The following is a 24,546-nucleotide window of genomic DNA, read 5'->3' as shown; positions in this document are numbered from 1 at the left end:
GAAAATATACCCTATTAAAAAGCCACTCTTGTTGGAGTGGATTTTTTTATATAAAGGTTAAATGTTTTTTATTTTTTACTGGCAGAAGCTGAATTAGTTTTTTTATCTACTGTTTTTTCTTCTTGTAAGGCGGTAAGGTTAGAATCAGTAGTCTCTTTGTAAGATTTGTAAGCCGTTAATTGTACCGAATTAAGTAAAGCGGTAAACTTCTTATCAAAATTTACTTCTACTTCCTTTAATTTAGCAGCTACAAGGGTGGGGTCATTATTGTACATAGCCGCAATCTCATCCGATTTTAAAATTCTTTCCCGATTCAGGGCTCTTAATTTAATATATTCTGCTTCGTTCAATTGCAATTCGGTAGCCATTACCCGGGTAAGTAAGGTTATTCTTTTTTCAGCGGAAGAAGGAATATTTTGCGCTTGACCGAAAGTGCTAAACAAGAGGACCACTACAAAACTTAAAACTGCTTTTGTCATAAGGATAAATTTAGGCAAAGGGAAAGTAAATTAAAAGAGTTAAAAGAATTTAATAAATAGTTCAAATATTATATATGTTTAGATTAATATAGTACGTTTTCATTTAATAATAGTTATACTATATTAACTATTATTAGTAAATATTATTATACACTAGTAGCTAAACAACTTTATTGCCAAATATAGTTATTTTTTAATATTTATTTGTTATATTCTCCTAATTTTTGTAATTAGTTTAGTAAATTATATGCATTTAAGAGTTATAGCATTTTTATATAATGCAAGTGATTGTAAGTTTCTATAGATAATTTGCTGAGATAATTAATTGAAAATTACAAGTATAACTGTATATTTAACAAGTTCAGTGTAATAACAGCTTAGTAGTTAGTGTAAATAGTGTAAAACCTTAAACCAAATCATTATGAAATCTGAACTTTTACTAAATAAAACAGAATGGAGAGTTTGTGCAAAATGCGGACGTTCCTACCTCTCTCAACAGACTGCCTGTGCTGAATGCTCCTTACCCCAAAGTAAACCCGAGTTTTTGGCCGGTTTAATAACCACCTTTATTGGAATTATAGCCTTGTATTTTTTATTTAAACTCTAGGAATTTTAATTTTTTTGTTTTTAGCAAGTTAAAAGTAACAAGGATAAAAAGGCAGCGAAATCTATTTATTTTCGTTAGAGGTTACATATATTTTTAATATGTTGACCTTACTACGCTGCCATTACTATATACCATGGAAGAAATATGCTACCTGTACAAAAATTTGAATCGCTACCTTTAGCCGAACAGATGCAGTATATTCGGGAAGAGGGGCATTACCTACATTATAGAATAAAAGGTTGGTGTAAAATAAATATTTATTGGCTGGGAAGCTTTTATGCCGAAGTATGGTTTTTATATAATCTAAAAGATGTAGGTTTAATACGAACCTATACCAAGGCTACCTGTCTGGATCCTTACTTAGCAGAAATGAACGTTCCGCTTCTTTTCGAATAAATTTGAAAGGAAAGTATAAACAAAATTATATTATAGTTAGATGAACCGAGTTAAAATAAAATTAGAAAAATAATAGTTTACAGATAAAGCGGCATCTCTGAAATTATATAATTAATTTGGTGGCAACAAGGTCTTGAGTTTACCGGAATGCACTACTAAATCTTGATTTTACGATCTTAATTAGTAGGTTTATTCCTTAATTAAACCTTATTACTATTTAAATTTAACAATATAATTGTAGCTCATGAATCCGCTTTTAAACCATTTCGCTACTCCTTTTAATACGGCTCCTTTTTCATCTATTAATATTGAACACTATTTACCTGCTATAGAGCAAGCTATTCAAACGGGTAAACAAGAAATACAGCAAATTACAACTAATCCGGCCCCGGCTACTTTTGAAAATACCATTGTAGCTTTGGAGCGCAGCGGGGAGTTGCTCGATAGAATCTCCAGTATTTTCTTTAACCTGAACGCGGCCGAAACTAATTCAGAATTGCAGCAACTGGCCAAGCAAATTTCACCTATGTTAGCTGCCTACGGCAACGATATTATCTTAGACGAAGAACTTTTCCGGCGGATTAATCAGGTTTACGAAAGTAAAAATCAACTTACATTAAATGCCGAAGAAGCCACCTTGCTGGATAAAACCTATAAAAGCTTTATCCGGAACGGTGCGAATTTATCGGAAAATGAAAAAAGCAGTTTACGCGAAATAGACAACCAGCTATCCCGTTTGTCCTTAGAATTTGGAGAAAATGTGCTGCATGAAACGAATCAGTTTTCCCTGGAAGTAACGAACCCTGAAGATTTAAAAGGACTTCCGGAATCCGTCAGAGAAGCCTCGGCTCAAGCTGCTTTAGAAGCGGGTAAAGAAAATTCGTGGCTATTTACCTTGCATTTACCCAGCTACATTCCTTTTATGATGTACGCCGGAAACCGGCAACTTCGCCGGCAACTTTACCAGGCTTATGCCACAAGGGGGTGCCAGAACAACGATTATGATAATCAAACGGTAGTACTGGATATTGTTAAGTTAAGGCAAGAACGCGCGCAATTATTAGGTTTTGAAACGCATGCCCATTTTGTTTTGCAAGAAAGAATGGCCGAAAACCCCGATAAGGTTCAACACTTTTTGCAGGATTTATTAATCCACGCCAAACCGGTAGCTAAGCAGGAAGTTGAAGAGTTAACAACGTATGCTAAGCAAATAAATGGTCCGGAAGAATTACAGCGTTGGGATTTATCTTTTTATTCAGAAAAATTAAAGAAAGAGAAATTCACCATTGATGATGAAATTCTGAAACCTTATTTTCAGCTGGAAAAAGTTATTGAAGGGGTATTTGCGGTTTCTAATAAATTATATGGTTTAGTGTATAAAGAAAATACCGAAATTGAAACCTATCATCCGGATGTAAAAGTGTACGAAGTGGAAGATGAAGAAGGACGGCACGTAGGCATTTTCTACTGCGATTTCTTTCCCCGTCCGGGAAAACGCAATGGTGCCTGGATGACTTCCTACCGGTCGCAACAAAAAGTTAACGGCTCCGATCAACGGCCGCATGTAGCAATTGTTTGTAATTTTACCAAGCCCACTTCCAGCAAACCCGCTTTACTTACTTTTAACGAAGTACGGACTTTATTTCATGAATTTGGTCATGCATTGCACGGCTTACTCGCCAATAGTACTTATTCGAGCCTTTCTGGTACGCACGTGTATTGGGATTTTGTGGAGCTTCCTTCCCAGGTTTTTGAGAATTGGACTACCGAAAAAGAAAGTTTGGATTTATTTGCCCGTCATTACCAAACCGGTGAGCCAATTCCCGATGATCTGATTCAACGCATTAAGGATAGTACCAACTTTATGTCGGGTTACGCTACTTTGCGGCAAATTGGTTTGGCCCGTTTAGATCTAGCCTGGCATACCACCCAGGCCAATACCGTAGAAGATGTATTTACTTTTGAAAACAAAACGTTAGCCGAAACTGAAATTTTCACTTTTGTACCGGGAGCTAATACCAGTTGTTCTTTTTCGCATATTTTTCAAGGCGGTTATTCTTCGGGTTATTACAGTTATAAATGGGCGGAAGTACTCGATGCCGATGCCTTTGAGTTTTTCCAGGAAAAAGGCGTATTTAATAAGCAAACAGCCACTTTGTTTAAGCAACACATATTATCGGCCGGAGGCAGTGAACCTCCTATGATTTTGTATAAACGTTTCCGCGGTAAAGAGCCTTCTCCAATGGCTTTGCTCAAGCGTAACGGATTGCTCAAAGTATAAAATCAAGTTAAGAGACACCCGTGCCAAACTATTAAATTATAGGATGTGTTATAGTTCAATAGCTGAATGCCAATAATTATTTGTAATCATCTCTTTGTACTGTTACATCATCATTTTAAAATTCTTTAAAGTTTAATATTAATTAAAGCAAAGATTTACTTGATAGATAAATAACTTTTTAAACAAAAAAGCAAGCCGGAAAGCTTGCTTTTTTGTTTAAAAAAATGATTCATTAGCGCAAATTATCATGAATTTCTTTCGCGCATTTTGGGAGACCCATGCTCCCGCATTTCTTTTCGTTGAGTCTGGTACTTTGTAAATTGTTCTGTGGTTAAAATGCTTTTAAGCTGAGTTTCATAATTATCCCGAAGAACTTTAGCTTCTTTCCTAAAGCCATTATTCTGTGAACCATCCGTACTATTAAATTTACCCCTTAAGCCTTGCATCTCGTTTAATCGTTTTAGATTTAATGTTTGCAGTTGGGCTTCTTGTTCAGCAGTTAAATCTAAAGATTTCGACATCATTTTGGTTTGACGCAATGCCCGCTGCTCTGGAGTAGCACGTTCGCGTTTTAATGTCTGTTGTTCGGTGTTTACCTGGTTATTTGTTTGGGCGTAAGATGCAGAAACAGTAAAGAAACCAACAGCAAGAGCAATTAATACCTTTTTCATATTTAGTAATAATATCATTAATTTATTACTTAGAGCTTAATGCAAGCAAAAGGTTTAATATCGAACTCAAATTTTTTACTAAATGGAGGATGGAAATAAGAATATAACCGAAATCCTTTATTGATTATTTTAATTATTCTACTTACTTATAAAAGCCCAATGAAAGAGAATTTAAGTAAATGGTTTAGTGGCAAATGGAAACATCAACAAACCAAAATTTACTTTACATAAAGCTTTAAAAGTATTAACCATCTGAAACAAAAACCTGCTCTTATCAAAATAAATTCAGCTGTTTGCCGGCTTTAGTACAAAACAGATGGTAGTTATAGGGTTTCATTTGCCGGCCTTGCATATACTTTTGTTTAGCTACCCGGAACAAATTGCCTATGGTTTCTGCCCATTGGCCCTCACCCGTCATCCGGCGACCAAATGTGCTATCGTTTATTTTTCCGCCGTGGCAGGCAGCAATTTGATTTAATACTTTCTCGGCCCGGTCTGGGTAATTCGTGGCTATCCAATTCCGGAATATATCGCCAATAGATCCGTTTAAACGCACAATATTATAAGCCGCAGAAGAGGCGCCGTGGTCAGCGGCTTGCCGCATTATTTCTGGTATTTCATGGTCGTTAAGTCCGGGAATAATAGGTGCCAACATTACATTTACCGAAATTCCGGCACTGCTTAATATTTTTATTACACTTAAGCGTTTAGCCGCTGCCGCAGTACGAGGTTCCAGGCGCAGCCGGAGTTCTTCGTTTAAGGTAGTGAGCGAAATATTTACATGAAGTAAATTTAATTTATCTAACTGCTTTAAAATATCTAAATCCCGGAGAATGAGCGAGTTTTTGGTAATAATACTTACCGGGTGCCGGTATTCTAACAGCACCTGCAGCATTCGCCGGGTAAGCTGCATTTTTTGTTCTATGGGTTGGTAGCAATCGGTATTACCTGCTAACATAAGAGGCAATACCTGCCATTTAGGATGTTCGAGTTGGGCGGCGAGAGTTTCGGGAGCGTTATGCTTAATAATAATTTTTCTTTCAAAATCTAAACCGGCACTGTAACCCCAATATTCGTGCGTATTGCGGGCATAACAATAAATACAGCCGTGTTCGCAGCCTTGGTAAGGATTCATGGAGTAGGAAAGTCCTAAATCCGGACTTTCTATCTTGTTAATAATCTTTTTAGGCGACTCAGAAAAAAACTCGGTTTTAGAGTTTTGCAGAAATGGCTCATCTAATCCTTCCAGGTGTTCTGTAACGTATTCATTCTTCCGGAAACGATTAGCCGGATTAAATTGGGCACCCCGACCTTTTAAATATTCTGGCTCTTCCATGAAGCTAAGATAAAAATTTTAGCTAAAAACAGCTACTATAAGCTAAAAAAATTAGTAAATCAGGCGTATGTGAACCTATACAGCTTGTTTGCTAATAAAAGTTAGTATTATAGAAGAACCTGACGGTAAGCCTTAGAGAAATGCCACAAGGTAATGATAAAGCAAAATACCTTTAAGTAATAAGAGTAATTGAAGTATTTGGTAATCCTGAACTACTTATTATATAATGCAATTAGGAGCTCTACATACAAGTTGGGATAAGTAACTATTTTAATAAAAAAGTTGCACTTTACGCAAAGGAGTTTTTTTTGTTTCTGTAGTTAAAAATTTATTTTTTAAATTTCGGATGTAAACAAATTTTAAAAAGCTGATTCAAGAATTACAGTACCATGCTTATTTGGATACTATACTTTTAAAAATATATGTCTATGCTGGAAATAATTAATGTGGTGGCCATTTCGATAGGTTTTAATCTGCTTTTCTTTCTGTATGCTTCAACCAAAATGGAAACCAAACTGAATCCGATGGTTACTACTTTGTTTTCCTTTGTATTTAGTGTTCCATTAAGTATTCTTATGGCCGGTGTTTACACCATAATGATGATATACGCTGTGTTGATTGGGGCAAATGAAGATGCCATGTGGGCTTACCTCGAAGAACGCGAAGTAACGGAATAAGAAGAATAAAATAGGAGTTAAAAATAAAAAGGGCACATTTAGAAGTGTCCTTTTTATTTTTAACTATCTAACTCACTTTTTAGTAATATTTTGAAAGTAGTACCTTGGTTTGGTTTACTAAACACTTCAATTTTGCCATCGGCATTTTTTACAATTTTATTAACAATATAAAGACCTACTCCCGAACCTTCTACGTGGTTGTGGAACCGTTTAAACATGCCAAATAACTTAGATTGCTGTGCTTCTTCAATTCCTAATCCGTTATCCTTAACCGTTAAAATAGCATGATCCTTTGTTTTCTCCGTCGCTATTCGGATGAGCAATGGTCGATCTGGGTCGCGGTATTTAATAGAATTACTAATTAAGTTGTATAAAATACTTCGTAAGTTGGTTTTAGAAAATTTGATGGTGGGGCACTCCTGGCAGTTAATTTCTATAACAGCATCTGATTCTTCGATTAAGTTATTGATGCTAAGCTTAATATCTTCCACCAAATCTTCTATGTTTACCTCCGCCACATCATCTGCATCCAACTTTTCGGCTTTGGTAATTTCTGCCAGGTCTTTAATGGTAGCTTTAAACCGATCGACGGACTTCTTGATATGACTCAGAATTTCCAGAATATGGTCATCGGCATTTTCCAACTCCAATTCCAGATGGTACAACAAGCCTTCTATGTTGGAGATTGGTGATTTTAAGTCGTGCGAGGCGGTATAAACAAAATTATCTAAATCGTTATTAATGCGCAGTAGGTTTACATTAGTTTTACGCAGTTCTTCCTGCGCTAACTTTAAATTAGTTAAATCAATTAATGAACCCAACATCCGGTAAGGAATTCGGTTTTCGTTTAAGATGATAAACGCCCGGTTAAAAACATAAGCATACGAATCATCGGCTTTCCGGAAGCGGTATTCGGCCGACCATTGCTCTTGGCTGCTATTGATGGCATCGTTTAAACTACTTATAATCCGATCTTTGTCTTCGGGATGAATGCGATCAAACCACGATTCTACCCCAGGCTCTATTTGTTCCGAAGTATAATCGAACATCGTTTTAAAACCTTCATTCCACCATACCTTGTTGTTCATCATGGTCCAATCCCAGATAACATCGTTGGTGGCTAGAGAAATAAGCCGGAAGCGCTCTTCACTCGCTGATAGTTCCCGGGTACGTGCGCCAATACGTTCTTCTAATTGGTTGTTTAATTTTTTAAGATTTTCTTCCGCTGACTGCAATTCCTGGTAAGCCGATAATAATTTTTGCTCGGCTATTTTTTTCTCGGTAATATCAGCAAATGTAACAGTTAGTCCATCTTCTACTTTAGTGGCTACTGTATGGAACCAACTCTCCAGTTCATCATATTCGTAGTAATGTTCAAAATTTAGTAATTCGCCGGTGTTTACTACTTGTACAAAACGATTAAATAATCGACTCTTTTTCATGCCCGGCATTTCGGTGAGTAAACTTTTGCCAGGAAATTGCATGGGATCTTTCTTTAATAAACGGCCAAAAGCCTCATTGGCCATGCTCCATTCAAAATCAATAATTTGATTATCGGAGCTTCTAATTGCTTTTAAAGCAGCAATACCATTAATGGAACTGTTTAAAATACCCTGAAGAGTATTATTTAAATTTTTTAATAGGGTTACGTCTACAAAGGTTATAACTACACCGTCTAATTTATTGGTTTGTTTTAAATAAGGAGCCAGGCGCATCAAATAATAACTGCCATTCCTTATTTGAATTTCTTTTTCAATGCGGTTACCGGTATCTATTACCGTTTGAATATCTTCAATAAAATGATTATATAATAAATTATTGGAGAAATGAGCAAGCGGCCGACCAATGTCGCTCGGAATTAAATTAATCTGGTTAATAATTGCAGGAGTAAACTTCCTTATAGTTAGTTGTTGATCCACAAACATTTGTCCGATATCGGCATTGCGGAAATAATTATCCAGATCTTCGTTTAATTCAATTAACTCTTTGATTTTTTGTTGATGTTCGGTGTTAACGGTATGCAACTCTTCGTTTAACGATTGTAGTTCCTCGTTGGTGCTTTGTAGTTCTTCGTTAGCCGAGAGTAATTCCTCATTATTCGATTGCAGCTCTTCGTTTGATACTTCTAGTTCTTCAAAAGTAGAGTATAAGTTTTCCTTAGTTTCATTAAGCTCTTGTTCTAAAGCAATAATTTGCTCATGGTGGTTCGAAGCAGAAATATGTTGCGTTCTTGCCTTTTGATTTTTAGGCAGGATAGCTTCCGAAAATAAAACAAATAAAAACCGCTCGTTGTATTCGCCTCCCAAAAATGGTTTGATTACAATATTAATTATTTGCGAGGAGCCATTACGGGTTAGCTTTACGTTTCGTAAAATAGCTTTTTGATTGGTTTTTGCTACTTTTCTAATAGAAGCACCCAGTGTTACAGCCAAATCTTCGGGAACCATTTTAGTTAAACTAAATTGCAATTGCCAATCGGGCAAGTCTAAGTATTTTTTGTAATCGCCAATAGCGTGCAACAGCCGATAGTTTTCGTCGATGCAAATTCCGGCGTAATTATATTCTTCTACCAGAGTACTATTAAAAATATCGCCTATATGTTGCTGAATACTTTGTTTATTTCTTTTATTCTTGGAAGGTTCAGGAATTCGCGAATCAACTTGTAATTGGCGCACCATTATATTTTGGGGCAACGTTTTGCGCGAAGCTTCCAGATTTTTAAATATTTTCCATTTACGGCTTATTTCGGCGAAATAATGCTTTAAAGCGCCTAAATTCTCACTAGGACCCAGAAATAAAAATCCCCCTATGTTTAGCGCAAAATGAAAAGCTTGTAGTACTTTATGTTGCAAGCTGCCGTCCATGTATATAAGCATGTTGCGGCAACTTATTAAATCTACTTTACTAAATGGGGCATCTTTACCTACATCGTGGTGCGCAAAAATGATCATTTTGCGGATGGGTTCACACACAATATAATCGTTGCTGCGGCGCACAAAATACTTAGCCAACATTGGCGGCGGCAACACCTGGGTTATACTTTCGGGATAAATACCACGCGAAGCAATCTGAATAACTTCTTTATCTACATCGGTAGCGAATATTTTTACCGGTAAGTAAATTTTATGCTTGGTTAAGTAAGTATCGACCAACATGGCCAGCGAATACGGTTCTTCGCCGGTGCTGCAACCTGCCACCCATATTTTAATTCCTTCGTCCTTATTTTTAGTCCGTATTAATTCTGGGATTACTTTTTCTTCAAGTAGGGCAAAAGCACGTTCGTCGCGAAAAAAACGCGTAACATTAATTAAGAAATCTCCGCATAAATGTTGTATTTCCGAGGGCGTTTCTTTTAAATAGGCCAGATACTTATCGTACGAATCGAAGTTAATTTCCTGCATTCTTTTCGCAACCCTGCGGGACAGAGTAGGCCGTTTATACGAGGTGAAATCGAGGCCACAGGAATCTTTGGCATATTCCAGAATTGCTTCCAGTACGGAATTACTTTTTAAAGAAGTATCATCAGTAAGGGTACCTGGTAAATTGGAATTATTTTCAAAGTAATTTATAAGATAAGTTGCCATTTGAGGAGGAGCCAACACGGCATCTGCTAATCCGGTAGCAATAGCACTATTGGGCATACCATCAAAGTGAGCCGTAACGGGGTCCTGTACCACTACTATTCCACCCGCCGACTTTATAGCCTCTAAACCACGGGTACCATCGCTGCCGGTTCCAGATAAAATTACAGCTACACTTTTGCTGCCCTTATCGGTAGCCAAAGAATGCAGAAAAGTATCAATAGCCAGGTTAGGTACCGGGTTTTGATTTTTTTCGGCTAACCTCAGTTTGCCTTGCTGTATGGTAAGGGTATTTTTATTCGGAATTAGGTAAATGGAATTAGGCTGCAGCATTAAACCTTCGCGCGCCTCCGAAATAGGCATAGTAGTATGCTTCGTCAGCAATTCGGGCATTAAGCTTTTATGCGTAGGCGAAAGGTGTTGAATTATAACAAATGCAGCTTCGGTATTAGAGGGTAAATGGTCGAAAAATTCGTTGATAGCATCTAATCCACCGGCAGAAGCACCAATGGCTACTACAAAAAAATCGGTTGTCCGGGCTCGGGAAACTAACTCGCGTGGTTGGTATAGCGATTCGGAAAGTAAGCTGTTGCTTGTTGATTCTATTTCCATTCTGTTCTGCCGAAGCCATTAACTATAAATCAAATAGTAGCCAAGATAAGCAGCTTTGCCATGATCCTATTTTGCAATTTGCAGCTGATTACCACTCTACTAAAGATTTAAGTTGGCCTAAAATTAAGATTTTGACGCTGAAAATTTGATTATCTGAAATTTATAGTTGCGTAAAAATCTATATTTAATTTATTATAATTACCTTAAAATAACAAGTTCTAATAAAATACTCTTAGTTAGAACATATAATCTAATAGCAAAATTTTTTAGTGAGTATCCCTCACAATGCGTTCTAAAACGGCAATGCGCAATTGCTCGGCCACGTGTACGTCTTGCTCCGACCAGGGTAAGGAAGTATGTTTTACCTGTTCCTGCCAAACGGCAAATGAATTACGCGGGTGGTAAGTTTTTCCATCCGGTTCCATGGTAATGGCCTGGTTAGGATTGCCGCCCCAGCTTATCGTCTGAACCATTTCTTCCCGGAAACCTAAAATATAATCGCCTCTTTCCAGCGCAATAGGAAGCGCAATTAAGCCACTCGCTACCTCTTTATAGTTAACGGCAGGTTCTAAAGCTTGGGCTAAGTTTTCGGTAGTATGTATTTTATTAACCCGGGACCGTTGCAGCCAATGCACAATACTTTTAATTTCTTCGTTGGTGGGTGTTTTACCTACTTTCTTAATTTCGCCATCTAACACTACAGCTGCTCCCGAACTTGTAAATAACTGATTTAAGGTATAAGCTCCCCGAACTAAGCCCTGCCTGAAATCTTGCTCGTTGTACATCTGGGCTAATAGCCTTGTAAAAATATCGTTTAAACTATTTATCTGCCCTAAGCTGTATTCGTTTTCTTTGGCTACAACCTGCGCCGAAATAATAGATGATAATAAAACAAAAGCCGAGCGCATCTCGAACGAGAGGTTTTTAGGCGTTTTATGATGGCAGGAAATTAAACCCCAAAGCACATTATCTTTAACAATAGGAGTGGACATAGAAGCTTGTACTCCCATATTTTTTAGATATTGCAAGTGCACATTAGCCACGCTGCGCAAATTACAATCCGACAAATCGGTGAAATTAGAAGATATGGGATTTAAAACCGGTACCAACCGGGCTGGCGTGTATTCCCGGTTAGGTATCAGGCGGAACGAATTCTTTAAATATAAATCACGTGCGTTGCGAGGAACATCCGAGGCTGGAAAGCATAAATTTAAATAAGGCTGCATGTCGGGCTCCAAGGCTTCGGCCAAAACGCTGCCGTTCCAGTTTTTATCGAACTGGTAAATCATTACCCGGTCAAAGCCAGATAATTTCTTAATTTCCGATACGGCAATCTGGCTCAACTTCTGAATAGAGTCGGCTTTTTTGAAGGCCGCTAAAATAAACATGATTTCCTGGTAAATGTGCACAAAATCCAGCTCGCTGCTAGTCACCGGCGAAACGTTGGGCTCAAGTTCCAATAAAATATAGTTCTCTTTGGTATGAATAACGGCACTAAACTTTTGCTCCGCGTTATTGATAGTAAAAGAAACATTTTCCGGTATCCGGTCTTCAATATTCCATTGCTGTGTTTTGCGACGAATAACCTCCATTTGTTCCGGCAAAATAATATCGGCCAAATTTCGGTTAAGTAATTCGGTAGGCGTTGTTCCTAGTAAATCAATTACATTCTCGCTGATTTGCCGGATTAAAAAGGTTTCTTTTTGCACCACCATAATAAAACCGTGTGGTTGCACCAGGTTTATAAAATGCAGGGGTAAACTGCCGCAAAACTCCGAATCGTAATTTTTACTGGTGGGTATATCCATTTAAAATTTATAATTAATTATTAAACCAAACTTCTAATTTTTGAAAAGTACAGGTGGCAGAATTTACAATTGCTTCTTCCTGGGTAGAAGTGGAAGTATAACGCCTTAAAGCTTCCTGGAAGGCCTTCCACTTAGGACCGGTTTGCGTACCGTAGCCGTTAAAAAAAGCGATTCCGTTTTCGGGAGTAAAACCTAAAGTTTCATACACAATTTTGGAAATAAACTTTCCTCCTAATGTTGAGCCCTCCATTACGTACAAAGCACCTAAAGCACCATTAAAATCAGAAATAATGGGTACATCGGGGCAAAGGGGTAAGGTAGCAAGCACAATATTTTCCTGGTGAATAGCCCGCAAATCCTGCAAAATACTGGCAGCTTTTCTTCGGGTAGCTAAGTCGGGAAGGTAATATTCTAAACCAGCTACATGGTGAATGGCGTTTTCTAAAGGCTGAAAAAAACCGTAAAACTTACGCAAAATCTGCGTGTAATTTTCCGGAGTTAACGTACGGTTAGCAATGGGTTGCATTAAAGGACTAGCTTCTACATTACGGTGGCTGGTGGCAGTTCTAGCTTTTAAAGCTTCTAAAATCATAAAAAATCCAGACTCTATTATCAAAAAATAAAAAGCCTTCGTTCATAACCGAAGGCTTGGTTAATATTAATACGTAAATGTAATTAATCTATTTGCCACGATTCCATTTTTATTTTTTCAATCTGTAAATAGCTTTTAAAATTTTGCAATAATTGCGTCATTTCTTCGTCGCGCTGGTTCATTTGCGTAAATTCTTCGTCAGACTGCGTTAAAACCGGCTGTAATTGGAAAATGTTTTGTTTTAATTGTTCTACTACCACCTGCGAATGTTGCCGGACTTCTTCGGGCAATTCTTCATTTAAAATATTGGCGTTTAACTCCGCTACGTAATCTTCCATAAAAAGCACCATATCCCAGGGATTATTCGGACGGTTCCAGACGAACTGCACGTTGCAGCGCCGACACTTATATTTATTCGATTGCCAACCTTTTTCGTTCCGGACAGTACCCGTTAATTTTAAATAAGTATTTTTGTGGCATTGCGGACAAGTAGCATGGTCTTGTACAATTTTACGCAGCTTGGCGCGCTTCTCTAAAATAGCTTCGCGAGCAGCCGCATTCGCAAAAATTTGGTCAGCCAGTTTGGTACACGATTCGGAAACCTGCTGGTGCTCCGGACTAAGTTTACCTAGTTTAACAAGTTTCTCCGCCCGTTTACTAAAGTAGTTGGTCAGTTTTACTACTTCGCGTTCGTTTGGTTTTAAGTTATGAATTGTCATGTTAATTCTAAAGATTATCTGTCCGGCAGTTTGCTGTTCTGCTTACTTATTACTAAAAAAATTATTGACTCTCCTTTTCCAGTCGATTTGATAATTTAATTTCATTTCATAATAAAAAGCAACAGAGAAAATCAAAATTAGAGTAATACACCATCTAAAGCAATTGTTTGAAAAGCCGAAAGAGTTAATGGAGCGCCTGGTATATAATTAGGGTAAGAAGTTTTACCGGTATTATTGCCAATGATTGTATGCGTATGCACCGTAAAATTTTCTGGTAGTATTACCGACTGTGGTTCGGCAGTATGATTAGTTACAATCAGGCAGGCGGCCGCTTCTTTGGTTAATAGGAGAGGGGTTACTTTTAAAGGCTCCGGATAAGTAGTGGGTAAAACCTGCGTTGGTTTAAAAGAAAGTATATAGTATAATAAATGTCCTACGGCAAAAGGATGATCTTCCTGGTAAATGCCGCGAGGGCCAGTAGTTTCGAAATAGGTAATGGAGGCAGCTCCTGCTTCAGTTAAATATTTGAGACTTGCTAAAGTCCAGCCGGCAATAAAATCAGTTGGCTGCCGCGGATCAAAGGAATTAGTAAATTTTGTTTGGTCTGATGCCGTTTCTTCGTTTAAACGAGGTTGTAATGTAACCGGCGTAATATAAATTGGGCGCTTACCGGCAATGTGCTGAGCGGTTTTAACGGTATCGGCCTGTGCTGCGGTATTTTCAATTAAGGTTAAATCATCAAAGGCATGTACCTGCGGGTTAATGGCGTATGTTATAAAATTAGTGGAGGTAAACGTAAAAGGATGCCGGTTAAATTCAGTAAAGTTCGCATCGCTACCACCACCCAGCAGCACTCCTGGATAAACAGTACGAATAGCCAAAGCTACTTTTTGCAATAAATTATCCGTGGTATAACGACTAGCAGCTTCAAAAAGTAAAATGCTTTTCAATTGTACTTCCTGTAATTGAATAAAATTTAAAAACTGGTTAACCTCCTGGGCTGCATCTTCCCCGAAAAATAAAGCCAGTTCTAAAGGAATATTCAAGGCGCTGCTCTGGCGAATGGCTCTTTTAAGTTGATCTAACCAACTAGCCTGATTTAGGAAAATATCGGTCCGAAGGTGCTTTAACCCTAATCGTTGCAAAAAATCTGATTCATTTGAAGTAAGATCTGAATTAGTTGCATTTAAACCTAAACCTATTTCAGGAAAAGATACGGGCTGCGATTGAAGGTAAATCTGCGAAACGGGTTTGGTGCGCGCCTCCGCCGCTGGTACGGGCTTGACCAACCGGAAAATAACTTGTTGTTTTATTTCGTCGCCGGAATTTACCTGCGCCGGAATGGGCTTACTTAAAGGCGTGCAATACGTCTTAAAAGAAGCATCGGACCAGTTACGTTGGTCTTCGGTTTCAAAAATATCTCCGCTAAATTCCAGGCGGGCTAATCCTTGTTCACCAACCGGCCACTCCATAGCCGTTAAATCAAGAAAGGGCTGGTTCGGACTAATAAAATTAGGAAAGGTGCTGTACGTAAAACTGTTATCCGGATGTTCTAACCGGCAAGCTTGCCCGCTTACTCCGGTAATGGGATGCAACACGCAAAAACCCGCCCGATTCCTTAAAAAGTTGCTCTTAGCCAAGCCATAAAGATCGAAGGTTATAGTGCCGTCTGGTTGACCATTAATTTTAGCCCGCCACTCCATTTGAATATCTTCGTGGTTCAGGTGGTAGGTATAACTAATGGTAAAAGTATCTTCTGTAGTTTGGATATGTTCATCGGAAAGGGTGCCCGGTATGGTTTGCCAATCCTGATCACGTATCGCAAAATAAATCATCCGTACTGTTTCGTGCCCTGCTGTTTGTATATACCGCAGAAAACCTTTTTCATAAAATGCCTGCACCGGCCCGGCTTTTACAATCATAAAGTAGAATTTAGGTGATCAAAAAGTACCAGCAATTTACAGAAAATAGTGGCTCTAGCCAGCTTAATATTTTTGCTACAATCGTGCCTTTGGTTGAAGCAGTTATTACAGAATGCTTTATTATCTATACCGGCGTATGCTTACTGCCGGAGAGTTAGCGTTAAGCGATTTACCATAAAACCAGAGTAGCGAAGAATTTGTAAGAAGTAAATTATAAATCCGAATGAGGTAGCATTCTTTTCAACCGCGGTGATTTTATTTGAATTAAATACACTACTCAGAATTAGTAAATTTAAAACACCTTGGTTACTTGCTTGTTATATTTGAAACAACTGGTTTCTTAAAAATATTTCCTAACTTGATTTAGCTATAAGATAACTAGTTATGAAACAGTTTGATACCTTAGTAGAGGCTCTACAGGATTTAAAAAGACGGGGTTATACCTACAATTTTAACGTGGCGCAAGAATGCCTGGAATGTGCCGAAATCAATTTAAAGTTATATCCGCAGGATTTTAATGTCACGGAATTTTACCGTTTCGAAGGGCCAACCGATCCGGCAGATAGCACCATCTTATACGCCATTGAAGGTAAGAATGGCACCAAAGGCGTACTGGTCAATGCTTATGGCGTATATTCCGATCCAGGCTCAGCTGCTTTAATGGCTAAACTTCATTTATCCTAAACTATTTCGCGAACAATCATGGAAGAACAAACCGTACAAACCCAGCCTGCCCGGAAGAAAGATCCCCGGATTTCTTTGCCCTTAGAAACCCTTCGTAATATTTCGCTTTTCGAAGGATTAAGCAATGAACAATTAAGCTGCGATATTGTAGGTGAAATAAAAGAATACCGCCGGGGCGAAATTATGTGGCAGGAGGGAGAACCTGCCCGTTTGTTTGTGGTAGTATTAGAAGGTACTTTGCAAATTTACCGGATTGTACGCGGGCAACGCTTACTCATTAATAAATTTACACCCGGCATGACCGGAGGCGAAGTTCCTTTATTGGCCGGAACCCCGCACCCCGGTAATGCAGTTGCTTTAACAGATGTAAAGCTGTTTGTTATTTACGAAGATGAATTCTGGGAAATGATGGGCAGTTGCTCTATTGTGCGCAAACGAATTTTAGCCAACATGGCAGAACGCACAAAAGAAATAAATACGCTTACCAACCAACGCGAAAAATTAATTTCCTTGGGCACTATGTCGGCGGGGCTGGCCCACGAATTAAATAATCCGGCATCGGCGGCGAAACGAGCATCTCAAAATTTACTAAATACTTTGGAAGCTTTTGATACGCACTCGTCGCAGATGTTGAAAGACGTTGTTTTTAAAGAAAAAAACTTACCCGGTGATCCTTTTTTGCCGCTCTATGAAAAAATGCAGCTCGAAGGTTTAAAATTAAATACCCTCGAAAAAAACGACCGCGAAGATGAACTGCTGGATTGGCTCGAAGAGCAAGGGGTAGAAGATGCCTGGGATGTAGCCTCTGTTTTTGTATCAGTAGGAATAACCCGCGACATGCTGGCCGAATTTGCGGAACAGTTGTTACCGGAGCACATTATTAATTTCCTGCATTGGATGCCCAAAGATATTGAAATGCGCCTTTTAGCGCAGGAATTAAAGCAAAGTACCGAACGGATCAGCACTCTCCTTCAGGCCATAAAGGCGTATACTTACATGGATCAGGAATCGCAGTACCAAAACATTGATTTACACGAAGGCATTACCAATACGCTTATAATTTTAAATCATAAATTAAAAATAAAGGAAATTGAGGTTGTAAAAGAATTTGGTACGAACATCCCGCAAATCCATGCCTTCGGTAGCGAGCTCAACCAAGTCTGGACCAACTTACTCGATAATGCCATTGATGCGGTTCCGCCAAAAGGAATAATTAAAATTCGGACCTATATCGATCCCATTGACGAAAATATGGTCTCAATTGAGTTTCAGGACAATGGAGTAGGTATTCCGCTGGATATTCAGGAACGCATTTTTGAACCGTTTTTTACTACCAAAGGTGTAGGAAAGGGCACCGGCATAGGTCTGGAAATTTCGCAACGTATTATTGTTAATCAGCACAAGGGTTCTATTAAAGTAAAATCAGAAACCGGCAAAACCGTGTTTAAAGTTTGCTTACCCATAAATTTAGAACTTTGCACTCAAGAAAAGTTTGTTTAGTAATCCTTTTAAGAACTAATATATAATTCCCAATTTTTCTGCTGTGTTTTACTGGTTCGCTTTTTTTTGTAAATAATTCTTAACTATATAGAAAGAATTAGTTTAACTGTGCCTTTATTAGCAAAGTAATTTTTTCTAGAAATAATAATCCATCTACTAATTAGGGGTAAAGGTAAATGAAGCAACCTATTATATTCGTTATCGACGATGATCCGCAGGTACTGCGGGCAATTGAGCGGGATTTGCGTAAAAAATACCGAAAAGAGTACCGCATTTTAACCGCGGAGTCGGGTGAAGAAGCACTGGAAATAGTAAAAGAATTAAAGCTGAAAAGCGAAGTGGTAGCTTTATTTCTGTCGGATCAGCGAATGCCTGGCTTACAAGGAGTTGATTTTCTGGAACAAGCCAAAGAAAATTATCCCGATGCAAAACGCGTACTTCTAACGGCTTATTCTGATACTAATGCCGCTATTCAGGCCATAAACAAAGTGCAACTCGATTATTATTTAATGAAGCCTTGGGACCCACCCGAAGAAAAATTATATCCTATATTAGACGACTTGCTCGATGATTGGCTTATTAATTTTAAACCAGATTTTCAGGGTATTAAACTGGTAGGTTTTCAGTGGTCGCCGCAATCGCACCTTATTAAAGATTTTCTGGCCGGAAACTTAATTCCGTATCAATGGCTGGATATCCAGACAAATTCTAAAGCTCAGGAATTACTGGATTTAAGTAAAATGGATGCTAAAAATTTACCGGCTCTCTTTTTTGAAGATGGTAGTTATTTAGCAAATCCGGATTTGTTAAGTGTGGCTACCAAAATTGGCTTAAACGTTACTGCTGCCGCTAATTTATACGATGTGGTAATTATAGGGGCAGGCCCCGCCGGTTTAGCTGCAGCAGTATATGGAGCATCGGAAGGATTAAAAACGTTAGTAGTTGAGCGACGAGCCCCTGGTGGCCAGGCCGGAACTAGTTCTAAAATTGAAAATTATCTGGGTTTTCCTACGGGGCTTACCGGGGCAGAACTTACCCGTCGTGCCATTGCGCAAGCTACCCGCTTGGGTGCAGAATTTTTAGCTCCCCTGGAGGTAGTAGATATTCAGTTAAAAGACAGCTACAAAATTCTGGTACTTACCGATGGTACCCAAATTAAAACCCGCAGTATTGTACTCACTACCGGTGTAGATTACATGCAATTACCAGCCGCCGGCATTGATAATTTTACCGGTGCCGGCATTTATTACGGTGCTGCCACCACCGAAGCCGTAGCTGCCCGTGATGAAGATATTTATATAGTAGGCGGCGGCAATTCGGCGGGGCAGGCAGCTATGTATTTATCTAAATTTGCGGCTAAAGTTTATATTTTAATTCGGGGGCAAAGTTTAGCGGCAACCATGTCTCAGTATTTAATTGACCAAATTAACAATACTCCCAACATTCAACTACTAAACCGGACCGTAGTAAAAGAGGCTCACGGCGATAGTCGCCTGAAAGAATTATTACTGGAAAACGTGGAAACGAAGGAGTGCTGGAAAGTGAAATCGCATTTCCTGTTTATCTTTATTGGCGCTAAGCCTTGCACCGATGGTATTAAACTAGATTTTATGACCAATGGCAAAGGGTACATTGAAACAGGCCGGGAGCTAATTAAATACGAAAACTTTCGCAAAAAATGGAAATTGGATCGGGAACCTTTCCCGCTAGAATCCTGCTACCCCGGAGTATTTGCAGCTGGCGATGTTCGGTCCGGGGCCATGAACCGGATTGCCTCGGCCGTTGGTGAAGGAGCTATGGCTATTAAACTAGTTCACGAGTATTTAGCCGAAAATTAATTGTTAGTCCCCTGACCATAGTCCATAGTCCACAGATTAGATTGCATTAAAAGTAAAGGATAAATGGTACCTGATAAATGTTAAATGATAAAAAGTAAATGAATAAGAAACTTTGTTCTCATCTTCAGGCTCTGAACGAATTAAAACCAGCGGATAAACACTACTGCGAAGAATGTGTAAAAACCAATTCTACCTGGGTGCATTTACGTGTTTGCCAAACCTGCGGTAAAGTGCATTGCTGTGACGACTCACTGAACAAGCATGCTACTAAACATTTTCAGGATAGCCAACATCCGGTAGTTTCCTCCGCTGAACCAGGAGAGTACTGGGTCTGGTGTTATCCGGATCAGCAATCTGCCAGTTATTAAAGATTAGAAGTTCTATTTAATATAGGACAATAGAACTTCTAATCTTTATCAAACATCTACTTTACCGGCCAGGTAGTCCGTTAACTTTCCCCATTGAATATCTTGAAAACCTGCCCACCCACCGGCAGCAATAAGGGTATTTAGAAAAGACCGGCTACCTGCCTGATAATTTTGATTATTGATTTTTTCGTTTTTACCGATTTGGTATCCCCGTAATACATTGCCCTGGCGCTCTATCCGAAAAGTACTGCTCGCTTCTTTTACAAAAAAATGCTGCGTTTCCGCTGATCCATTATTAGGGTTAGAGCAGGGATGCACGGTAAATTGAGAAGAATTTTCATCTTCTTGAATATCTTCTATTTGCACCCAATTTTCTACGGTTATTCCTGGTAAGATTATTTGAATAAAATAGCCTTTTTCGGGTTTTTCCTGGATAGGTTGTCCTTGTGTGTTATGCAGCTTAAACGTAGAATTTATGCCGGGTAGTTTACTCCAGCTATTTACCGTGTACAAGCGACCTTTCCCCTCCTTATAAGCTATTTGTGCAGTAGCTTCATCAGCATAAGTTTGCTCGCTGCAAAACGTTTTATCTTTTCCGGCTTCTCCCGTTAAAACCTCCCACTCATGTTTTATTTTATTTATAAAATTATCTTCAGCCATTACTTTAATTACTTTAGATGAAATACGGTTTGCTTTACGAAGAGGATAGGTCGCTTGTTTATTATTTGATAAAGTAATGCGTTTAAAAAATAATTTATTTTAACTTTTGATTCTTTAACAAAAAAGCCTGCTTCCGGAGCAGGAAGCAGGCTGAGATCTTCTATTTACTAAATTTGCTAAAAAGTAATTTTATCGAAGCCACAGTAAGAATGTAGTACTTCAGGTAATAAAATTCCCTCGGCCGTTTGATTATTTTCGAGCAGGGCAGCTACAATACGAGGCAGGGCTAAGGCACTTCCGTTTAGAGTATGTAGTAACAGCGTTTTACCACCACCGGGCTTATATCTTAAATTTAAACGATTGGCCTGATAGGTCTCGAAATTACTGCAGGAACTTACTTCCAGCCACCGGTTTTGCGCCGCCGAAAAAACTTCCATGTCATAGGTTAAGGCAGAAGTAAAACCTAAATCACCGCCGCACAGCCGCAGCACCCGGTAAGGTAATTCTAATTTCTGCAGCAAACCTTGAATGTATTGACTCATTTCATCGAGAGCCGAATAAGATTTATCGGGCTCCTCGATCCGCACAATTTCTACCTTATCAAATTGGTGCAAACGATTTAAACCTCTTACATCGGCTCCCCAGGAACCAGCTTCCCGACGGAAACACGGCGTATAACCGGCATTGCGAACAGGTAATTTATCAGCCGCAATAATTTCGTCGCGGTATAAGTTAGTAATCGGCACTTCTGCTGTCGGAATTAAATAATAATTATCTTCCGTAGCGTGGTACATTTGTCCGTCTTTATCGGGCAGTTGGCCGGTACCATAACCAGAAGCTTCGTTTACTAAAATAGGAGGTTGAATTTCGGTATAGCCCGCATTTAAAGCTTGATCCAGAAAGAAGTTAATTAAAGCTCGTTGCAAACGGGCACCTTGTTTTTTGTAAACCGGAAAACCTGCCCCGGTTATTTTGTTACCTAACTCAAAATCAATAATATCATATTTTTTTATGAGCTCCCAATGCGGTAATGCATCCGAAGATAAAGTCGGAATTTTTCCGTGTTGGTATACAATTTCGTTATCTTCGGGCGTTTTACCTTCAGGTACGCTGTTATGAGGCAGGTTGGGCAACTTTACCAGCACATTTTGTAATTTTTTTTCAATTTCTGACAACTCTTCCGCCAGATTTTTAGTTGTAATCTTAAGAGCGGCTGTTTCTGCTTTCAAAGCTTCCGCTTTTTCTTTCTGGCCGCTTTTCATTAGCGCACCAATTTCACGGGCTAGACTGTTTGCTCGAGCTTGTTCTTCATCGTGCCGGGCCTGCTGGCTACGGCGTTGGTTGTCCAGATCTAAAATAGTTTGAACTTCCTGAACGGCGTTTTTATAGTTTTTTTTTGTTAAACCAGCCAGTACTAATTCTGTTTGCTCTCTTAAAACCGATAATTGCAGCATTTTTTTCGTTTTATATCGGTGTAAAATTATACTTTTTTGAATTAAGCGCGTAGTAAATAAAAATATTTCAAAGTTCTTGAAAACATATAAAATAAAATATACCTTAACATTTGCTAATTAATTAACATTGCTATAACATTGCAAGGCTAATTAAACGAACCTAGTTTCCTGGTTCACTCAATCGAATAAAAAATAATCAGGTTTTCCTTAAATCTATCTCCTGTTGCTGCCCGCATCCTGAGAACCATAAAATTTTGTTAAAATTCTTAACCTTATATGTACAATATTGAAGAGTTGAAAGATAGACTTCTTTCAGAGCTAAAAGAGATTGCTGAAGGGCTTGGTGTTACAAGCTTTAACCGTTTAAGTAAACAAGACCTTATCTATAAAATATTAGATCAGCAAGCAATCACCCCCCCCGAAAAACTTCCCAAAAAATATAAGACGCCCGCTCGTAATCAACCCGTAGCAGTAGCAGAAGCGGTTCCTGTACCCGCTAATCAAGGTCAAATAGATTTTGCAGCGAAGCCCACGCCGGAATTAACTCCTGAACCAGCCGTAGCTTTAGCAACCGGTCCGGAAGTTACCGCTACGCAGCCCGAAGCACCCGTGCGTCGCCCAGCTACTCGCCGCGAGCCCCGGATCCGGACTGCCACAACTACTACTACCACTAATCCGGAACGAGTAAATACGAATAATCAGGAGAATCAGAATCGCGAAACACCAGTACCAGAACCTAAACCTGTTCCGGAAGTTGCAGTTCCCGAGGAAGTAACCCCAGTCCGGGAAATTGTACCTATCCGGGAACGGCAAAATGGAACGGCTCGCGATAATCAAGAAATAACGCCTCCCCGAGAAAATCGGGAGCCTGCTCGGGAACAGCCGAAGCCCCGTGAAGAACGCGAAGCGGTTACTGCCTTACGCGAAGTTAGAGAACCAGCAACCCTTACGCGGGAGCCAGCTCCCGCACCTGCCCGTGAGCCCCGGGAAGTTAATCCGACGCCACAACCCCGCGAATTCCGGGAATCTAACCGGGAACCGCAAACACAACCAAATCGGGATAACAGAGAGCTTATTCGGGACCAACCGCGCGATAACCGCGATAATAACCAGCAACAACGGAAACCTAATCCCAATCAGCAATCCAATAATAGCATCAACAATAACAACTTTAAAGAATTTGATGGAGTTATTGTAAACGAAGGGGTATTAGAGTTAATGCAGGATGGTTATGGTTTCTTGCGGTCTACGTATTATAATTACCTGGCTAGCCCCGATGATATTTATGTTTCGCCTTCGCAGATTAAATTATTTGCCTTAAAAACCGGCGATACTGTTAAAGGACAAATTCGGCCGCCGAAAGAAGGAGAAAAGTACTTTGCTTTATTAAAAGTAGATTCAATTAACGGCCGTACTACCGAAGAAATTCGCGATCGGATACCCTTCCAGCATTTAACGCCCCTTTTCCCGGAAGAACGGTTAAAGCTGACCACCAGAGCCAGCCAATATTCTACCCGGATTATGGATTTATTTGCGCCCATTGGTAAAGGCCAACGGGGTATGATTGTGGCCCAGCCTAAAACGGGTAAAACTGTATTATTGAAAGAAATAGCTAATGCTATTTCCGAAAATCATCCGGAAGTTTACCTGATGATTTTGCTGATTGACGAACGTCCGGAAGAAGTTACCGACATGGCCCGTAGCGTAAATGCCGAAGTAATTGCTTCTACTTTTGATGAAACAGCGGAACGACACGTAAAAATTTCGAGCATTGTTTTAGATAAAGCCAAGCGCATGGTAGAATGCGGCCACGATGTAGTAATATTATTGGATTCTATTACTCGTTTAGCCCGGGCGTATAACACCGTAGTACCAAGCTCAGGTAAAATTTTATCGGGTGGGGTAGATGCCAATGCATTGCATAAACCTAAGCGTTTCTTTGGAGCAGCCCGTAACGTAGAAAATGGTGGTTCTTTAACTATTATTGCTACTGCCCTAATTGATACCGGCTCTAAAATGGACGAAGTTATTTTTGAAGAGTTTAAAGGTACTGGTAACATGGAATTACAGTTGGATCGTAAATTGGCCAACAAACGTATTTATCCTGCTATTGATGTGCCGGCTTCGGGTACACGTCGCGAAGATTTGTTAATGGACAAAGACGAATTAAACCGCGTTTGGATTTTGCGCAAGTTTATGTCAGATATGAACTCGGTAGAAGCAATGGAGTTCCTGAAAGATCGGATGAAAGGCACAAAAGACAACGACGAGTTTTTGATTTCAATGAATAGTTAAACTATCCTGATTTCAATATAAAAAGCCCCGGCAGATTCTTCTGCCGGGGCTTTGTTGTTTTATTGG

The 24,546-nt window shown here is 39.2% G+C and carries 18 protein-coding genes; 8 read left to right on the top strand and 10 right to left on the bottom strand.

The genetic code is table 11. The annotated features are described in order from the left end of the window. Positions 1 to 68: 68 nt before the first annotated feature. On the bottom strand, positions 69 to 479 hold the full coding sequence (locus HUW48_RS13135) for a hypothetical protein (protein ID WP_182416104.1): 411 nt from the start codon (positions 477 to 479) through the stop codon (positions 69 to 71). A gap of 751 nt (positions 480 to 1,230) precedes the next feature. Here HUW48_RS13135 and HUW48_RS13130 point away from each other — a divergent pair. Together HUW48_RS13130 and HUW48_RS13125 are read left to right on the top strand one after the other, a co-directional pair. Then, on the top strand, positions 1,231 to 1,482 hold the full coding sequence (locus tag HUW48_RS13130) for a hypothetical protein (RefSeq protein WP_182416103.1): 252 nt from the start codon (positions 1,231 to 1,233) through the stop codon (positions 1,480 to 1,482). 244 nt (positions 1,483 to 1,726) lie between these two features. Next, positions 1,727 to 3,763 carry a M3 family metallopeptidase gene (locus tag HUW48_RS13125; RefSeq protein ID WP_182416102.1) on the top strand — a complete coding sequence of 679 codons (2,037 nt, stop codon included), beginning with the start codon at positions 1,727 to 1,729 and terminating at the stop codon, positions 3,761 to 3,763. A gap of 245 nt (positions 3,764 to 4,008) precedes the next feature. Here HUW48_RS13125 and HUW48_RS13120 read toward each other — a convergent pair whose 3' ends face one another. Both HUW48_RS13120 and HUW48_RS13115 read right to left on the bottom strand, forming a co-directional pair. Further along, positions 4,009 to 4,434 (bottom strand): DUF4890 domain-containing protein, encoded by a 426-nt coding sequence (locus HUW48_RS13120; RefSeq protein ID WP_182416101.1) that lies wholly within the window; start codon positions 4,432 to 4,434, stop codon positions 4,009 to 4,011. A 274-nt stretch (positions 4,435 to 4,708) separates the two neighbouring features. Further along, positions 4,709 to 5,770 carry a PA0069 family radical SAM protein gene (locus tag HUW48_RS13115; RefSeq protein WP_182416100.1) on the bottom strand — a complete coding sequence of 354 codons (1,062 nt, stop codon included), beginning with the start codon at positions 5,768 to 5,770 and terminating at the stop codon, positions 4,709 to 4,711. 428 nt (positions 5,771 to 6,198) lie between these two features. Here HUW48_RS13115 and HUW48_RS13110 point away from each other — a divergent pair, with 428 nt between their 5' ends. Next, on the top strand, positions 6,199 to 6,447 hold the full coding sequence (locus tag HUW48_RS13110; RefSeq protein ID WP_182416099.1) for a hypothetical protein: 249 nt from the start codon (positions 6,199 to 6,201) through the stop codon (positions 6,445 to 6,447). Between the two features lie 59 nt (positions 6,448 to 6,506). On the opposite strand, the gene HUW48_RS13105 is transcribed toward HUW48_RS13110, so the two are convergent. From HUW48_RS13105 to HUW48_RS13085, 5 genes are all read right to left on the bottom strand, one after another. Next, positions 6,507 to 10,640, bottom strand: coding sequence for a chemotaxis protein CheB (locus tag HUW48_RS13105; protein WP_182416098.1), 4,134 nt, complete (start codon positions 10,638 to 10,640; stop codon positions 6,507 to 6,509). A gap of 266 nt (positions 10,641 to 10,906) precedes the next feature. Then, complete coding sequence (locus HUW48_RS13100; RefSeq protein ID WP_182416097.1) at positions 10,907 to 12,448, bottom strand: GAF domain-containing protein; 1,542 nt, start codon at positions 12,446 to 12,448, stop codon at positions 10,907 to 10,909. A 13-nt stretch (positions 12,449 to 12,461) separates the two neighbouring features. Further along, complete coding sequence (locus tag HUW48_RS13095; protein ID WP_182416096.1) at positions 12,462 to 13,040, bottom strand: biliverdin-producing heme oxygenase; 579 nt, start codon at positions 13,038 to 13,040, stop codon at positions 12,462 to 12,464. Between the two features lie 83 nt (positions 13,041 to 13,123). Continuing rightward, a complete protein-coding gene (locus tag HUW48_RS13090) occupies positions 13,124 to 13,759 on the bottom strand; it encodes a hypothetical protein (RefSeq protein ID WP_182416095.1) in 636 nt (211 codons plus the stop codon). Positions 13,760 to 13,896: 137 nt separating this feature from the next. Continuing rightward, positions 13,897 to 15,681 (bottom strand): hypothetical protein, encoded by a 1,785-nt coding sequence (locus HUW48_RS13085; protein WP_182416094.1) that lies wholly within the window; start codon positions 15,679 to 15,681, stop codon positions 13,897 to 13,899. Between the two features lie 384 nt (positions 15,682 to 16,065). On the opposite strand from HUW48_RS13085, the gene HUW48_RS13080 reads away from it, so the two are divergent. The 4 genes from HUW48_RS13080 to HUW48_RS13065 all read left to right on the top strand — a co-directional run bounded on the left by HUW48_RS13080 (position 16,066) and on the right by HUW48_RS13065 (position 20,071). Next, positions 16,066 to 16,365: a phosphoribosylpyrophosphate synthetase gene (locus HUW48_RS13080; RefSeq protein WP_182416093.1), complete on the top strand. Its 300-nt coding sequence runs from the start codon at positions 16,066 to 16,068 to the stop codon at positions 16,363 to 16,365. A gap of 18 nt (positions 16,366 to 16,383) precedes the next feature. Continuing rightward, complete coding sequence (locus HUW48_RS27480) at positions 16,384 to 17,865, top strand: ATP-binding protein (protein WP_317173800.1); 1,482 nt, start codon at positions 16,384 to 16,386, stop codon at positions 17,863 to 17,865. 176 nt (positions 17,866 to 18,041) lie between these two features. Next, positions 18,042 to 19,703, top strand: a complete 1,662-nt coding sequence (locus HUW48_RS13070; protein ID WP_182416092.1) for an FAD-dependent oxidoreductase — start codon at positions 18,042 to 18,044, stop codon at positions 19,701 to 19,703. Positions 19,704 to 19,801: 98 nt separating this feature from the next. Further along, on the top strand, positions 19,802 to 20,071 hold the full coding sequence (locus HUW48_RS13065; RefSeq protein WP_182416091.1) for a UBP-type zinc finger domain-containing protein: 270 nt from the start codon (positions 19,802 to 19,804) through the stop codon (positions 20,069 to 20,071). A 48-nt stretch (positions 20,072 to 20,119) separates the two neighbouring features. Here the strand turns inward: HUW48_RS13065 and HUW48_RS13060 are convergent, their stop codons facing one another. Further along, complete coding sequence (locus HUW48_RS13060) at positions 20,120 to 20,731, bottom strand: hypothetical protein (protein WP_182416090.1); 612 nt, start codon at positions 20,729 to 20,731, stop codon at positions 20,120 to 20,122. 176 nt (positions 20,732 to 20,907) lie between these two features. Then, positions 20,908 to 22,185: a serine--tRNA ligase gene (gene serS / locus HUW48_RS13055; RefSeq protein WP_182416089.1), complete on the bottom strand. Its 1,278-nt coding sequence runs from the start codon at positions 22,183 to 22,185 to the stop codon at positions 20,908 to 20,910. A 276-nt stretch (positions 22,186 to 22,461) separates the two neighbouring features. Between serS and rho the strand changes: the two genes are divergently transcribed. Next, positions 22,462 to 24,480, top strand: a complete 2,019-nt coding sequence (gene rho, locus HUW48_RS13050; protein WP_182416088.1) for a transcription termination factor Rho — start codon at positions 22,462 to 22,464, stop codon at positions 24,478 to 24,480. Positions 24,481 to 24,546 lie beyond the last annotated feature (66 nt).

Source organism: Adhaeribacter radiodurans (genome assembly GCF_014075995.1).
In the GTDB taxonomy this organism is placed as follows: Bacteria; Bacteroidota; Bacteroidia; order Cytophagales; family Hymenobacteraceae; genus Adhaeribacter; species Adhaeribacter radiodurans.
Note: the sequence above shows the minus strand (reverse complement) of the source record. Positions and strands in the feature narration are given on the sequence as shown.

Excerpts from the sequence above, each read along its gene's own strand:
- HUW48_RS13110 (WP_182416099.1), top strand. The coding sequence starts at position 6,199 with ATGCTGGAAATAATTAATGTGGTGGCCATTTCGATAGGTTTTAATCTG.
- HUW48_RS13065 (WP_182416091.1), top strand. The coding sequence starts at position 19,802 with ATGAATAAGAAACTTTGTTCTCATCTTCAGGCTCTGAACGAATTAAAA.
- HUW48_RS13120 (WP_182416101.1), bottom strand. The coding sequence starts at position 4,434 with ATGAAAAAGGTATTAATTGCTCTTGCTGTTGGTTTCTTTACTGTTTCT.
- HUW48_RS13060 (WP_182416090.1), bottom strand. The coding sequence starts at position 20,731 with ATGGCTGAAGATAATTTTATAAATAAAATAAAACATGAGTGGGAGGTT.
- HUW48_RS13130 (WP_182416103.1), top strand. The coding sequence starts at position 1,231 with ATGCTACCTGTACAAAAATTTGAATCGCTACCTTTAGCCGAACAGATG.
- HUW48_RS13095 (WP_182416096.1), bottom strand. The coding sequence starts at position 13,040 with ATGATTTTAGAAGCTTTAAAAGCTAGAACTGCCACCAGCCACCGTAAT.
- HUW48_RS13115 (WP_182416100.1), bottom strand. The coding sequence starts at position 5,770 with ATGGAAGAGCCAGAATATTTAAAAGGTCGGGGTGCCCAATTTAATCCG.
- HUW48_RS13085 (WP_182416094.1), bottom strand. The coding sequence starts at position 15,681 with ATGATTGTAAAAGCCGGGCCGGTGCAGGCATTTTATGAAAAAGGTTTT.
- HUW48_RS13105 (WP_182416098.1), bottom strand. The coding sequence starts at position 10,640 with ATGGAAATAGAATCAACAAGCAACAGCTTACTTTCCGAATCGCTATAC.
- HUW48_RS13090 (WP_182416095.1), bottom strand. The coding sequence starts at position 13,759 with ATGACAATTCATAACTTAAAACCAAACGAACGCGAAGTAGTAAAACTG.
- HUW48_RS13125 (WP_182416102.1), top strand. The coding sequence starts at position 1,727 with ATGAATCCGCTTTTAAACCATTTCGCTACTCCTTTTAATACGGCTCCT.
- HUW48_RS27480 (WP_317173800.1), top strand. The coding sequence starts at position 16,384 with ATGGAAGAACAAACCGTACAAACCCAGCCTGCCCGGAAGAAAGATCCC.
- HUW48_RS13135 (WP_182416104.1), bottom strand. The coding sequence starts at position 479 with ATGACAAAAGCAGTTTTAAGTTTTGTAGTGGTCCTCTTGTTTAGCACT.
- HUW48_RS13100 (WP_182416097.1), bottom strand. The coding sequence starts at position 12,448 with ATGGATATACCCACCAGTAAAAATTACGATTCGGAGTTTTGCGGCAGT.
- HUW48_RS13070 (WP_182416092.1), top strand. The coding sequence starts at position 18,042 with ATGAAGCAACCTATTATATTCGTTATCGACGATGATCCGCAGGTACTG.
- rho (WP_182416088.1), top strand. The coding sequence starts at position 22,462 with ATGTACAATATTGAAGAGTTGAAAGATAGACTTCTTTCAGAGCTAAAA.
- HUW48_RS13080 (WP_182416093.1), top strand. The coding sequence starts at position 16,066 with ATGAAACAGTTTGATACCTTAGTAGAGGCTCTACAGGATTTAAAAAGA.
- serS (WP_182416089.1), bottom strand. The coding sequence starts at position 22,185 with ATGCTGCAATTATCGGTTTTAAGAGAGCAAACAGAATTAGTACTGGCT.